Raw genomic sequence first — 13,504 nt, 5'->3', positions numbered from 1 at the left:
GCGTCTCGCCGAGGCTATTCTCGACGTGCCGGGGCCTTGCCCGGCACGCTCCGCGAAATAATTGGCGGCGCCTGTCGGAACCATCGGCCTATTGGCGTCCTTGGCTTGAAACCAACTTTCAGGAGAGCATGATGACCGACACGACCAAGACGCCCGGCGACCGCGAACTGGTGCTGACCCGCATCCTCAACGCGCCGCGCGAAAATGTCTATCGCTGCTGGACGGACCCAAAGATTCTGCCGCTGTGGTTCGCGCCGAAACCCTGGACCACACCGAAGGTCGAGGTCGACGTGCGGCCGGGCGGATCAAGCCTGTTCGTCATGGCTGGTCCCGACGGCACAGAATTCCCCAATCGCGGCATCTATCTCGACGTCGTGCCCAACGAGCGCATCGTCTTCACCGACGCCTTCGTCAGCGCCTGGGAACCGTCGGAAAAGCCGTTCATGACGGGCATCCTCACCTTCGAGGATGCCGGCCCGGTCAAGACAAAATACACCGCCCGCGTCCTCCACTGGTCAGTCGAGGACCGCGAGGCCCATGAAAAAATGGGTTTTCATGAAGGCTGGGACCAGTGCGCCGATCAACTCGAGGAGATCGCCGCGAAGCTCTGAACAAAAGAGATGTTATGGCCGCCCCATCACGGAGCGGCCATATCGATGCGCGAGATCAGGACGAGATTATTTCTTTTCCTTAATCTTCATCGCCGGCACGGCGGGTGCATGCAGCACGGGCGGCGCAGCCGGCTTCTTGGCGTCCTTCTTGGGTTTGCGGGCTTCCTTGCCCGGTCGCATAGAGCCTTTGGCCATATCCGGTCCTCCTGTTGAACTTTACCGAATTGAATCAGGAGTCTGGCCGATACGCAAGATGCCCCGCGCGGCGCGCCGAACTTCGGATCAGGCCGAGCCGTCCTCGATCACGCGCAGCCGCAACTGGCCGGTCTTGCTTTCGGCGCCACGCGGGCGCTCGGGCTCGATCGCGGCCGCCGCCGGCGGCGGATCGCCGAATTCCAGCGCCTCGATCCGCTGGCCACGCTTGGCGACCTTGCCGGTCGAGACGAGTATGTCGTCGATGTCCTTGCTGGCCTGGCTGAAATGCGCCTGCAGCTTTCGAACGCGCTCGTCCATGCGCGACAGGTCTTCCATCAGACGCACCACCTCGCCCTGGATCAGATGCGCCTGCTCACGCATCGAGGCGTCCTTCAGGATCGACTGGATCACCTGGATCGACAGCATCAGCAGCGACGGCGAGACGATGACGACGCGCAGTCTGTGGGCGCGATGGACGATCGCCTCGAAATTCTCGTGGATTTCGGCGAAGATCGATTCCGACGGCACGAACATGAAGGCAGTGTCGTGGGTCTCGCCGGGTAGCAGGTATTTTTCCGAGATCGCCCTGATATGCACGTCGAGGTCGCGGCGGAACGCCTGTTGCGCCGCCCTTTGCGCCTCACCGGTCTGGTCGGCTTCCGCCGCGGCGCGGATGGCATTCCACGCCTCCAGCGGAAATTTGGCGTCGATGACCAGAGGCGGCGCGCCGTTCGGCATTTTAACCGTGCAATCCGGCCGGCTGCCGTTGGACAGCGTGTCCTGGAAAGCGTAGGCGCCCTGCGGCAGACCGTCGGCGACGATCGCCTCCATGCGCGACTGGCCGAAGGCGCCCCGCGTCTGCTTGTTGGACAGGATCGCCTGAAGCTGTACCACCTGGCCGGCCAGCGACTGGATGTTGTTCTGCGCGGTGTCGATCACCGCCAGCCGCTCCTGCAGGCGGGCGAGGTTCTCGTGCGTCGACCTCGTCTGCTCCGCCATTGTCTGGCCGATGCGGCCGGTCATGGCGTCGAGGCGCTGGCCGATCGACTGGTTGAGCTCAGCCTGCCGCGCGCCGAGCACGTCGGCGACGGTGCTCATGCGTCCCTGCATCTCCGCCTGCGCCTGCAATATGCCGGCCATGCGGGTTTCCGTCTCGCGCGCATGGTCCGCGGCCTCGGCGGCGGCCAGCGCGCGCGCCGAGGCCGAACGCCACAGCGACACGGCCAGCGCCACCAGCAGAGCCAGGAACAGGACAGCGAACCCGATCAGCGCATGGCCGAGGGTCACAACCGTCGCGCCGAGCCGGGCTATCGGCTGGGCAAGAATTTCGGCAAGATCGATCATATCAGCAAGGATAGCCGATTCGCCCGCCGGTCATAGATCAAAACAGGAACGTCATCAGTCTCTCCCCGTTGACGCTTTTCGTGCAAGCCATTACCTGAAACGCGTGTCCACCAAGTCTCGAAACGCATGTCCATCAAGCCGCTGATTATCCTTCCCGATCCGGTACTGCGCCTGGTTTCCAAGCCGGTCGAGCGCTTCGATGCGCCGCTGCGCAAATTTGCCGACGACATGCTGGACACGATGTACGATGCCCCCGGCATCGGGCTGGCCGCCATCCAGGTTGGCGAGCCGATCCGCATGCTGGTCATCGACCTCGCCAAGGAAGACGAACCGAAAGCGCCCCAGGTCTTCATCAATCCGGTGGTCGTCGAGCGCTCCGACGAGCGGTCCACTTATGAAGAGGGCTGCCTGTCGATTCCGGACTATTATGCGGAGGTTGAACGCCCCGCTTCCGTGCGGGTGAAATATCTCGATCTCGAAGGCAACCAGCGCGAAGTGACGGCCGAGGGCCTGCTCGCAACCTGTCTCCAGCATGAGATCGACCATCTCGACGGCGTGCTGTTCATCGATCATATCTCGCGGCTGAAGCGCGACATCGTGGTGCGAAAGTTCCGCAAGCTTGCCAAGGATCGTCCGCCGAGTCGCATGGCCGGCTGACCGTTTCTGTCGCTTCGGCGTGATTTGCCCGCCTGAACGCAGGTAAAAGCGTTCATCCTTTGGTCGCCAATGTCAGGAAAAACTGTCGATGCCACCTGTTTCCGTGGCTCGGGAGGGCTGACAATCCGTTCAAAGATACCATATTGTGCCGATGTCCGCGAACGGCGGCGGAGTTTTCGTCGTCGCGTATGTAGGATCGAGGGGTGGGCGAGGAGCCTGCAACCGGTCTGGTGGAATCCCCGAATCGGCCTGTTCCGCGCTAGCGGAAGGGGGAGGGTCGAGCGGTATCAGGCAGTTGGCCATAATTTCGTGGCTTTCGGCACGTTGATCGCGGTCAGTCGATGGGTGATCCGGCGCGACGACCGTGGTTCATGCCGCGACGCGAGACAGGTACACAATGTTGGCACGGTCGCCAGACACGACGAACGCATCGACGCAAGCGATCATAGGCCCGAACGGGTCGGAGGTCGAGCGCTCGGCTGTCTTCCACAATGCTATGCGTCACTCGCGCCGCGTCGGCGTGCTCAAGATCGCTTTTCCCGTGCTGGCGGTCGTCATGGCCGGCGCCTTCATCCTGCAGTCCTACCGCTCGACGCCGGCGGTTGAAATCAAGGCCGAAGAGACGACCGTATCCGACGGCAAGCTGGTGATGGAGAGCCCGAAACTCGAAGGCTTCACCAACGACAACCGCCCCTATTCTGTCAGCGCGCTGCGCGCGGTCCAGGACGTCGGCAACGACGCCGTCGTCGAACTCCAGGGCATCGCCGCGACAGTGCCGCTCGACCAAAGCCGGTCGGCGACGATCGACACCGCGCGCGGCCTGTTCGACCGCATGGCCAACACGCTCGACGTCAACAGCGAGATCAATATCATCACGTCTGACGGCGCTGTCGCCAAGCTGGCATCGGCGCTGCTGGACATCAGCGGCGGCCGCATGTCGACGGACCAGCCGGTGGAGGTCCGCTACAAGGGCGGGTCGATCATGTCGGGCGGAATGTCGGTCGAGGATCGCGGCAAGGTCGTGGTTTTCGACAAGCGCGTTAAGGTGCATATAGTGCTGCCGAAGAAAGACACGGCAAGCCAGTAAGGGTGGATAAGGGGATGATCGGGAAAAGTTTCAGTCTGTCCGCTTGCGCCGCGTTCGCCTTGCTGGCGCTGCCGGTATCGGTGCTTCAGGCGCAGGAGGCGGCCGCGCCCAAGACAGCGACTGGGCGGCTGCAGGGCCTCAGCATCAACAGCGGCCTGCCGATCCAGATCGAGAGCGACCGCCTCGAAGTCATCGACGGTGAGAGCAAGGCGCTGTTCGTCGGCAACGTCAACGTCACCCAGGGGCCGACCTTGATGAAGGCCGGCAAGATGACGGTGTTCTACGCCAATGACGGGACCGGCTCAGCCGCCACCGGCTCGGCTGCCATCGACCGGCTGGAGGTCGAGGACAAGGTCTACATCAAATCCAATACCCAGGTCGCCACGGGTGATCGCGGCACGTTCGACATGGCGAGCCAAGTCCTCGTGCTTTCGGGCAAGGAGGTCGTTCTGTCCGAAGGCAAGAACGCCCTCGTCGGCTGCAAGCTCACGGTCAACATGAAGAGCGGTCGTGCCGAGGTCGAGGGCTGCAAGTCGGACACCAACAGCAGCGGCCGCGTCATGATGTCGATCACGCCCGGTACGCAGAAGCCCTGATGACATCTGGAGAATCGTTGCTGTCCCGCTTGTCGGGACGGTTCCGCTTTGCGCCCGCAGCCCCCGCGGTGAGCCGGCATGCCGCCGAACTGAAAGGCACGCTGATCGCCACCGGGCTCACCAAGAGCTACAAGGGCCGCCAGGTGGTGAACGGCGTCTCGCTGGGCGTGCGCGCTGGCGAGGCGGTCGGGCTGCTCGGCCCGAACGGCGCCGGCAAGACAACATGCTTCTACATGGTCACCGGCCTGGTCCCGGTCGACAAGGGCAAGATCGAGATCGACGGCTTCGACATAACCTCGATGCCGATGTACCGCCGCGCCAGGCTCGGCATCGGTTACCTGCCGCAGGAGGCATCGATCTTTCGCGGCCTCAACGTCGAGAACAACATCCGCGCCGTCCTGGAAGTGGTCGAGCCAAGCCGCAAGGAGCGCGAAAAATCGCTCGACGCGCTGCTGGAGGAATTCCACATCGCGCATCTGAGGAAATCGCCGTCCATGTCGCTGTCCGGCGGCGAACGGCGGCGGCTGGAGATCGCCCGGGCACTCGCCAGCCGGCCGCACTACATGCTGCTCGACGAACCCTTCGCCGGCATCGATCCGATCGCCGTGGCCGACATCCAGCAGCTTGTCCGCCACCTGACGACGCGCGGCATCGGCGTGCTGGTCACCGATCACAATGTGCGCGAGACGCTGAAGCTGATCGACCGCGCCTACATCATCCACAATGGCGAGATCCTGAAGCACGGAAGCGCAGACGACATCATCGCTGACGCCAATGTGCGGCGGTTGTACCTGGGCGAGGATTTCGCCCTCTGATGTCGTCGAGCGCGATTTCGCTCGATTTTGCCCTTGAATTTCAAGAAAATCCGCCCCGCTAACGATGCGGTAAGGGTTTTTCGTACCTGTTCTTCTTGACAAGCAAAAGCCGGGCCAGTTCAATCCGACTGTCCCGTCCCGCCGCGAACCGTGGCGGACCTCTGCGTGGCGTAGGGTTCAGGAGCAAGACGACCGGACATGGCATTGTCGGCCAAATTGCAACTGCGGCAGTCCCAGTCGCTGATCATGACGCCGCAACTGATGCAATCGATCAAGCTGCTTCAGTTCACGCATCTCGAACTCGAACGATTCGTCGACGAGGAGATCGAACGCAACCCGCTTCTGGAGCGAGTCGAGGAGCCGCAGGACGACGCAGCGACCGATCAGGTGCAGAAGGACAGGGATGACGGCGCGGCCGACGACGGTTGGTACGAGACCAACGGCTCCACGACGGCCGAAGCCATCTCGGATCGGCTCGACACCTCGCTGGAAAACGTCTTTCCGGATGATCCCGGCACGACCGACAAGCTCGGGCCGGATCTCGCCGCCCAGTGGAAGTCCGCCGGCACGGGCGGTGGCGGCGCAGCCGACGGCTTCGACCTCGAAGACGTAGCAGCGGCGCGGCTCACCTTGCGCGACCACGTCGGCGAGCAGATCGCCTTCGCCATCCAGGATCCCGCAGCGCGGCTGATCGCCCATGAACTGACAGACGGTCTCGATGAGACCGGCTACTTCCGCGGCGACGTCGCCGAGATCGGCGAGCGGCTGGGCGCGGCGGCCGGCGAGATAGAGGCGGTGCTGTCGACCTGCCAGTCCTTCGATCCGGCCGGCCTGTTCGCCCGCGACCTTGCCGAGTGCATCTCCTTGCAGCTTGCTCGGATAAACCGGCTCGACCCTGCCATGCGCGCGCTGGTTACCAATCTGGAGCTTCTGGCGCGCCGTGATTTCCAGGCTTTGAAAAAGCTGTGTGGTGTCGACGAGGAGGATCTCCTCGACATGCTGAAGGAAATCCGCGCGCTCGACCCGCGGCCGGGGCTGGCCTTTTCCGGCGGTTCGGTGGACACCATCGTCGCCGACGTCGAGGTGAAGGCCGCCAGCGATGGCAGTTGGACCGTGGAGCTCAATGCCGACACGCTGCCGCGCGTGCTGGTCGACCAGATCTATTTCACCCAGGTCTCACGTCAGGCGAAGAATCCCGCCGACCGCGAGTTCCTCGCCGAATGCCTGCAGAACGCCAACTGGCTTACCCGCAGCCTTGACCAGCGGGCCAGGACGATCCTGAAGGTCGCCACCGAGATCGTGCGCCAGCAGGACGCCTTCCTGCTGCACGGCATCCGGCATCTCCGCCCGCTCAACCTGCGCAACGTCGCCGACGCCATCGGCATGCACGAATCGACGGTCAGCCGCGTCACCAGCAACAAATACATGCTGACGCCGCGCGGCGTGTTCGAACTGCGCTATTTCTTCACAGCTTCGATTGCCGCGTCAGGCGGCGGCGATGCGCATTCTTCGGAAGCAGTGCGCGACCGCATCAAGCAGATGATCGACGAGGAAAAACCCGACGACGTGCTTTCCGATGATGCGCTTGTGGATATCCTGAAGAAGGACGGCATCGATATCGCCCGCCGCACGGTGGCCAAGTACCGGGAAGGCATGAACATTCCGTCCTCGGTGCAGCGCCGGCGCGAGAAGCGGGCGATGAGCACGGCGGGCCGCTAATCCTGGCTGGCAACGGGATTGGAGCGACCGGCCCCTGCGGTTTCCGTTGCGGCGTCCGGCCTTTCATTGACAAGCCTTCCCGAACTCACTAGAAGCCCGCGCCCATGGACCGGACGGATTTCCGTCGGGGGACGGCACGTGGCTAACCTGAAAATAGAAAAGGGCTGCTGTCGCTTAGCGCTGTCATGCTTGTGCGCTCCCGCAACCGGTATAAACTCACTCGCGTTGGAAGACTGAACAGGAAGGTCGGCTATCTCATGAGCCTGCGTATCTCAGGAAAGCACATGGATATCGGCGATGCGTTCCGCTCCCGCATCGTGGCGCGCATCGGCGAAACGATCGACAAATATTTTGACGGAGGATTTGCCGGACATGTCACCGTCGCCAAGGCGGGTTCGCGCTACACCGCCGACTGCATGATCCACCTGGACAGCGGCGCCGCCTTGCAGGCGACCAGCGCCGCGCAGGATCCGATCATCGCCTTTGACGGCGCCGCCGAAAGGCTGGAAAAGCGCATGCGCCGCTACAAGCGCCGCCTCAAGTCACGCAGCGGCAATGGCAAGGAGACCGACGTCGCCTATACGGTGATGGCGGCAATTGCCGAGGACGACGAGGCGGAAGTCGCTGACGACTATTCGCCGGCCATCGTCGCCGAATCGACCATGTCGCTGAAGACCATGTCGGTCGCCTCCGCCGTGATCGAGCTCGACACCAAGGAAAGCCCCGTCTTCGTGTTCCGCAACGCCGGGAACGACCACGTCAACATCGTCTACCGCCGGCCGGACGGCAATATCGGCTGGATCGATCCGTCGACCACGAGATCCGCTCAGGCTTGAAAACGGGGAACGCCCGGCCGGCATGCCCCGCGCGGCCGGTCCGGGCTATGAAGAGGACTTTGGCATGGATCTCAGCGATCTCGTTCAGGTGCCGGCCATTCTGCCGACCTTGAAGGCGAATTCGAAGAAGCAGCTTCTGCAACTGCTGGCCGAGCGAGCCGCCGCCATCACCCACATTCCCGAGCGTGAGATCTTCGACACGATCCTGCAGCGCGAGCGCCTGGGCTCGACCGGCGTCGGCAACGGCATCGCCATTCCGCACGGCAAGCTGGCGGGCGTGAAGCAGATCACCGGCGTTTTCGCGCGCCTGGAACAGCCGGTCGACTTCGAGGCGCTGGACGACCAGCCCGTCGACCTGGTTTTCCTGCTGCTTGCGCCGGAGGGCGCCGGCGCCGACCACCTCAAGGCTTTGTCGCGAATCGCGCGGGTGCTGAGGGATGCCGATACCGTTGCAAAAGTGCGCGGCGCGCGTGACGCCACCGCAATCCATGCGCTGCTGGCATCCGCGCCCACATCGCACGCGGCCTGAAAATCAACGATTCAGTTTGGAGTGAAGGATAGCGGGCGGCGGATGCCGCCCGTTGTTCGTCGGCGCGAAACTCAGTGGAGCGCGACGGGAACCAGATCGTTCTCGGCGGCGCCCGCGAGAGCCCGGTCACGTTCGTCGGAGAGCAGGATCGGCCTTCCGTCGGCGGCAAACAGCGCCCACAGCTTCAGGCCGGGCTGGATCTCGGGAAGGCCGGGAAACTTGCCCTTCAGCTCTTCGGAACCCATTTCGCGCAGATAGGCCACGGTGCCTTCGCCAAGGTGGGCGAGATCGGCCTGCGTCACAACCGGTCTGGTGTCTGTACTCGTCATTGTAGCCTCCTGTTCGCGGGGCGTCGTCATGACCAACCCGCTTTAGAGCTTTCGGTTCCAGCCGATTCGAAGCGGGTTCGAATCAGTCTTTCACCGAAATGTTTATTTTCCGTACCAGCCTCTCGGGCTGCGGCCGGTCGAGATCGATCGACAGGAGTCCGTTCTTGAGCTCCGCCGAAGTCACCCGCATCCCATCCGCCAGCACAAAAGTCCGCTGGAACTGTCGCGCGGCGATACCCCTGTGGATAAAGTCGCGTTCCGTGTCGTCCCGCTGCCTGCCGCGCACGACCAACTGGCTTTCCTCGATCGTCACTTCGAGGTCCTCGTCGCAGAAACCCGCGACGGCCAAGGTTATGCGCAGCCTTTCGGGGTTGCCCTCGGCAGCGCCTATCCGTTCGATGTTGTAGGGCGGATAGCCGTCGCCGGACTTGGCAAGACGTTCGATCGTCTTTTCCATCGCGTCAAACCCGAGCAGAAGCGGGCTCGAGAAAGGCGGCATCCGGCTCATGTTACTTTGTCCTCATCGAGCGACATTCCGGGGAAAAATCCAGATGGCATTTTTCCCGCTGATCTGGATATGGTTCGCGCCGCCACCGACTTCAAGCCTTCATAAAAACACCCAGGAAGCGAAATGCAGGACAAGCGCAAGATCATCATCGACACCGATCCCGGCCAGGACGACGCCGTGGCAATCCTGCTGGCGCTGGCCAGCCCGGAACTCGACGTGCTCGGGCTGACCGCGGTCGCCGGCAACGTGCCGCTGCACCTCACCCAGAAGAACGCGATGAAGATCTGCGAGCTTGCCGGAAAGCCGGATACGAAAGTGTTTTCCGGCGCGATCCGGCCGCTGGTGCGGCAACTGGTGACGGCGGAGGAAGTGCACGGCAAGACCGGCCTCAACGGCCCGTCGCTACCCGAACCGACGATGAAGCTGCAGGACCAGCACGCCGTCGACTTCATCGTCGAGACGATCATGCGCGAGCCGCCGGCCACCGTCACGCTCTGCCCGCTCGGGCCGCTCACCAACATCGCGTTGGCGATGTCGCGCGAGCCGCGCATCGTGCCGCGCATCCAGGAAATCGTGCTGATGGGCGGCGGTCTGTTCGAGGGCGGCAATGTCACGCCCACCGCCGAGTTCAACATCTATGTCGACCCGCACGCCGCCGACATCGTGCTGAAATGCGGCGCGCCCATCGTCATGATGCCGCTCGACGTCACCCACAAGGCGCTGACGACGGCAAAGCGCATCGCGGCCATCAGGGCGCTCGGCACGAAGGTGGGCATCGCCACCGCCGAACTGCTGGAATTCTTCGAGCGCTTCGACGAGGACAAATACGGCACCGACGGCGGCCCGCTGCACGATCCCTGCGTCATCGCCTACCTGCTCCAGCCCGACCTCTTCGGCGGCCGCTTCATCAACGTCTCAGTCGAGACCGCGTCGGAGCTGACCATGGGCATGACCGTCGCCGACTGGTGGGGCGTCACCAAACGCGAGAAGAACGTCACCTATATGCGCGACATCGACCATGACGGTTTCTACGCGCTGCTGACGGAGCGGCTGGCGCGGTTGCCCTGACGATTGCGCGGCCTTCGAGGCCCCGCCAGCGTTTGACATTTGGAGCCGGCGGGCCCAGGCTCCATGCCTGTGGCTCCGGGCCCGGAATTGGTGTGAAGCCAGCCATTTCCGCCTGCAAGGGCGCTCACTCTTTCCGTCATCAACGTTTATCAACCGGATCGTAATTGATCCCGGCTTCAGGAGATCGGCATCAGATGGAACACAGGCAGTTGGGCCGTTCGGGCCTCCAGGTACCGGTGCTCAGCCTCGGCACGGGCACCTTCGGCACATCGGGAGATTTCTTCGGGAAATGGGGCGACACCGATGTCGGGCAGGCCATCCGCCTAGTCGATATCTGCCTGGAATCAGGGCTCAATCTTTTCGACACCGCCAACGTCTATTCGCAGGGCGGCTCGGAGGAGGTGCTCGGACAAGCCATCAAGGGTCGTCGCGACAAGGTCCTGATCTCCACCAAGGCCACGTTCCAGATGGGCGATGGCGTCAACACCGTGGGCTCCTCGCGCTTCCACCTCATCGAAGCCTGCGAAGCCAGCCTGAAGCGCCTCGGCACCGATCATATCGACCTCTATTTCATGCACGGCTTCGACGCGCTGACGCCCGTGGACGAGACGCTGCGCGCGCTGGACGACCTGATCACCGCCGGCAAGATCCGCTACATCGGCTGCTCCAATTTCTCCGGCTGGCATGTGATGAAGTCGCTCGCCACATCGGAAAAACATGGCCTTGCCCGCTACGTCATCTACCAGGGCTATTATTCGCTGATCGGCCGCGATTACGAATGGGAACTGATGCCGCTTGGGCTCGATCAGGGCGTCGGCCTGATGGTGTGGAGCCCGCTCGGCTGGGGCCGCCTCACCGGAAAGATCCGCCGCGGACAGGCTTCCAAGGAAGGCCGCATCGCCAGCGGCGGCGCCCAGGGCGGACCGAAGGTCGATGACGACTATCTCTATGGCGTCGTCGACGCGCTGGACAGCGTCGCGGCCGAGACCGGCAAGACGGTCGCGCAGGTAGCGCTCAACTGGCTGCTGCAGCGACCCGGCGTGTCGAACATCGTGATCGGCGCGCGCAACGAGGAACAGCTCAGGCAGAACCTTGGTGCGGTGGGCTGGAACCTGACAAAACAGCAAGTGGCGACGCTCGACGCCGCCAGCGCGCGCGACCGCGCCTATCCCTACTGGCACCAGCTCGATTTTGCCAACCGCAACCCGCTGCCGGTCTGACGACTAGCATTGGAAGCGCTTAGGGTCGGCGGAATCCCGTCGGCCTGCCATAGAGATAGCCGATGCGGTCGATCGCTTCCTTCAGGCCCTCGCGCGACACCAGCATGGTGTGGCCGTTGGCGTGGATCATCGTCTCCGCGTCGGTCATGATCGCGACGTGCCCCTTCCAGAACACGAGGTCGCCACGGCGCAGGTTCTCATAGGCCGGGCCTGGGTCGAGCGGCGCCCCAAGTGTGGCCGCCTGCATGTCGGAATCGCGCAGCACCTGCCGTCCGGCCATGCGCATGGCAAGCTGTACAAGTCCAGAGCAGTCGATGCCGAAGCCGGAGACGCCGCCCCAGAGATAGGGCGTGCTGATAAACGCTTCGGCGACGGCGACATAGTCGTCGGCGACCGCGTCGACTGCGCAGAGGTGCGCGGCGATCACCGCCTCGCCGGACGGCAGCAGCGCATAATTCGTGTTGCGCGTCTCGGCATGGCCGACGACCGTCACCGCCGCGCCCATCGACAGCATGCCGCTGCGCGGCAGCCTGAGATCCGGACCGGGATAAATGAAGCTGCGCGGGGCGGCGACCTTGTCGGTCGGCTGCGGATCAACCGGTCCGAGATCGCTGTCGGCGACATAGCCGACATAACCGTCCTCGGCGGCCTGGACCCAGGCGAACCCCTCCGTTTCCTCGAAGACGGTGACCGATGCTCCCCGCAGAAGCTGCGTGTTGATGCCGGAATCCGGACGCGGCGCGGCGCGCAAGTCCGCCACCGACGCCGCTATCCGGGCTGGGCGGCCCTCGACAAATCGCTCGGCCTCCACCTCGCCCAGCAGGCGCAGGTCGGCAAGGTCGGGTCGGAAGGCGTGCAGGCGTTTGTCGCGAATGGTCAAATCGGAAGCTCCCTGGCGCCGGCGATGATAGCATCGCCGAACCGCTCGACATAGAGCGCGCCCTCGACGGTGCGGCGAACCAGCACGTTGCGGCGGTCCTGCTCGTCGCGGTGGCGGGTGATCAATTTCATCGCCCCCATCGTGTCCAGCGCCCGGGTGATCACTGGCTTGGTCACGCCGAGTTGGCTTGCCAGGCCGCGCACCGTATGCGGCGGCGGATCGAGATAGACGGTGAGCAGGATCGCCATCTGCCGCATCGAGAGGTCGGGCATATTGGCCTGGACCTCCGACAGGGCGACGTACTGCCAGAGCCGCAACGCCTGGGTCGGACGCATCGAGATCGACATGCCCCCATATTCGCGACCAATCGTTTCGGATGCGTTATGATGAGGCCGGACATCGCCGGAGCACCGCCCACGGGTACGGCAGTGCCCTCGCGGCGCGGAACCGGGCTGAACCAGGGGCGCCATACCACAGTTCTGGGCAAGGGGGACGGTTTCCTGTCTTTTCGTGGAAAAACGCCGATCTCCGCGATTTCGTGTGAGCAGGAAAAAGATAAAAATCCCTGGCACTTACCCTGTTTCAATTCGCAGCAAGAAAATTCCGCGCCTCATTTTTTCGGCCCATTTCATCCCCGCTCCCGAAACCTGCCTCATAATCCTCCGCAGTTTCTCCCGCCGGGAACGCTTCCGGAGTCGTTCGTTAGCGGGGAGGAACCGGCGCCTCCGCCATGCTGCCGACGAAGCGGCATGGCCGGGGAGGTCGCGTCCGAAGGTTCCTCCCCTGACACTACGGTCGGGGCGCACTGGACGAGTGCTTAAGACCGGGCCAGCCGAGGCGAAAATGCCGGAGCCGGAGCAAGGCGAAGCGGAACGGGACGAGGCCAAAAATCGCCGGCGGGCGCGGGAAGCTGCGCCGTATCCAATTCTAGTGAGGCAAGGCTTTTTGCGCCCGCTTCCCGACTTCTCCCTCCGCGGCGGGGAGCGTTCTTTGACAATGGCCAGGGCCGAAGGGCAGCGTGGCAACGGAGACGGCTGGAATGCAGGGGACAGTTTACTTTTATCCGCGGAAAGGTCGAAGCCATGGAGAGTTCGTACGGGCGGATAAAAG

The 13,504-nt window shown here is 63.6% G+C and carries 16 protein-coding genes; 10 read left to right on the top strand and 6 right to left on the bottom strand.

The genetic code is table 11. The features are described from left to right. The first annotated feature begins 131 nt into the window (after positions 1–131). Positions 132–611 (top strand): SRPBCC family protein, encoded by a 480-nt coding sequence (locus tag ACH196_RS08825; RefSeq protein WP_396646513.1) that lies wholly within the window; start codon positions 132–134, stop codon positions 609–611. Positions 612–677: 66 nt separating this feature from the next. Here ACH196_RS08825 and ACH196_RS08820 read toward each other — a convergent pair whose 3' ends face one another. Beyond that, the gene (locus tag ACH196_RS08820; RefSeq protein WP_349008047.1) at positions 678–806 is read right to left on the bottom strand and encodes a hypothetical protein; all 129 of its coding nucleotides are present in this window, start codon (positions 804–806) and stop codon (positions 678–680) included. Positions 807–893: 87 nt separating this feature from the next. Continuing rightward, positions 894–2,150, bottom strand: coding sequence for a DNA recombination protein RmuC (locus tag ACH196_RS08815; RefSeq protein ID WP_396646512.1), 1,257 nt, complete (start codon positions 2,148–2,150; stop codon positions 894–896). Positions 2,151–2,276: 126 nt separating this feature from the next. Between ACH196_RS08815 and def the strand changes: the two genes are divergently transcribed. The 7 genes from def to ptsN all read left to right on the top strand — a co-directional run bounded on the left by def (position 2,277) and on the right by ptsN (position 8,389). Continuing rightward, the gene (def, locus tag ACH196_RS08810; protein WP_396646511.1) at positions 2,277–2,807 is read left to right on the top strand and encodes a peptide deformylase; all 531 of its coding nucleotides are present in this window, start codon (positions 2,277–2,279) and stop codon (positions 2,805–2,807) included. Between the two features lie 397 nt (positions 2,808–3,204). Beyond that, a complete protein-coding gene (gene lptC, locus ACH196_RS08805) occupies positions 3,205–3,894 on the top strand; it encodes an LPS export ABC transporter periplasmic protein LptC (RefSeq protein WP_396646510.1) in 690 nt (229 codons plus the stop codon). Between the two features lie 14 nt (positions 3,895–3,908). After that, positions 3,909–4,490 carry an LptA/OstA family protein gene (locus tag ACH196_RS08800; protein WP_396646509.1) on the top strand — a complete coding sequence of 194 codons (582 nt, stop codon included), beginning with the start codon at positions 3,909–3,911 and terminating at the stop codon, positions 4,488–4,490. Further along, the gene (gene lptB / locus ACH196_RS08795) at positions 4,490–5,305 is read left to right on the top strand and encodes an LPS export ABC transporter ATP-binding protein (RefSeq protein ID WP_396646508.1); all 816 of its coding nucleotides are present in this window, start codon (positions 4,490–4,492) and stop codon (positions 5,303–5,305) included. The genes ACH196_RS08800 and lptB overlap by 1 nt, the downstream gene beginning before the upstream one ends. A gap of 198 nt (positions 5,306–5,503) precedes the next feature. Beyond that, complete coding sequence (gene rpoN / locus ACH196_RS08790) at positions 5,504–7,024, top strand: RNA polymerase factor sigma-54 (RefSeq protein ID WP_396646507.1); 1,521 nt, start codon at positions 5,504–5,506, stop codon at positions 7,022–7,024. 257 nt (positions 7,025–7,281) lie between these two features. Then, positions 7,282–7,860, top strand: coding sequence for a ribosome hibernation-promoting factor, HPF/YfiA family (gene hpf, locus ACH196_RS08785; protein WP_396646506.1), 579 nt, complete (start codon positions 7,282–7,284; stop codon positions 7,858–7,860). 64 nt (positions 7,861–7,924) lie between these two features. Continuing rightward, positions 7,925–8,389 (top strand): PTS IIA-like nitrogen regulatory protein PtsN, encoded by a 465-nt coding sequence (gene ptsN / locus ACH196_RS08780; RefSeq protein WP_396646505.1) that lies wholly within the window; start codon positions 7,925–7,927, stop codon positions 8,387–8,389. A 71-nt stretch (positions 8,390–8,460) separates the two neighbouring features. Here ptsN and ACH196_RS08775 read toward each other — a convergent pair whose 3' ends face one another. Both ACH196_RS08775 and ACH196_RS08770 read right to left on the bottom strand, forming a co-directional pair. After that, entirely contained in the window at positions 8,461–8,718 is a 258-nt protein-coding gene (locus ACH196_RS08775; RefSeq protein WP_396646504.1) for a DUF1150 family protein, read from the bottom strand. 82 nt (positions 8,719–8,800) lie between these two features. After that, a complete protein-coding gene (locus ACH196_RS08770) occupies positions 8,801–9,226 on the bottom strand; it encodes an Hsp20 family protein (RefSeq protein ID WP_396646503.1) in 426 nt (141 codons plus the stop codon). A 123-nt stretch (positions 9,227–9,349) separates the two neighbouring features. Here ACH196_RS08770 and ACH196_RS08765 point away from each other — a divergent pair, with 123 nt between their 5' ends. After that, entirely contained in the window at positions 9,350–10,294 is a 945-nt protein-coding gene (locus ACH196_RS08765) for a nucleoside hydrolase (RefSeq protein WP_396646502.1), read from the top strand. Between the two features lie 194 nt (positions 10,295–10,488). Continuing rightward, entirely contained in the window at positions 10,489–11,514 is a 1,026-nt protein-coding gene (locus tag ACH196_RS08760; protein ID WP_396646501.1) for an aldo/keto reductase, read from the top strand. Between the two features lie 19 nt (positions 11,515–11,533). Here ACH196_RS08760 and ACH196_RS08755 read toward each other — a convergent pair whose 3' ends face one another. Both ACH196_RS08755 and ACH196_RS08750 read right to left on the bottom strand, forming a co-directional pair. Beyond that, positions 11,534–12,394, bottom strand: coding sequence for a C40 family peptidase (locus tag ACH196_RS08755; protein ID WP_396646500.1), 861 nt, complete (start codon positions 12,392–12,394; stop codon positions 11,534–11,536). Next, positions 12,391–12,741, bottom strand: coding sequence for a MarR family winged helix-turn-helix transcriptional regulator (locus tag ACH196_RS08750; RefSeq protein WP_396646499.1), 351 nt, complete (start codon positions 12,739–12,741; stop codon positions 12,391–12,393). Before ACH196_RS08750 ends, ACH196_RS08755 begins: the two co-directional genes overlap by 4 nt. Between the last annotated feature and the right edge of the window lie 763 nt (positions 12,742–13,504).

It is taken from the genome of Mesorhizobium sp. IMUNJ 23232 (assembly GCF_044326205.1).
In the GTDB taxonomy this organism is placed as follows: Bacteria; Pseudomonadota; Alphaproteobacteria; order Rhizobiales; family Rhizobiaceae; genus Kumtagia.
The sequence above is the reverse complement of the archived record's forward strand: the minus strand, read 5'-3'. Positions and strand labels throughout refer to the sequence as shown.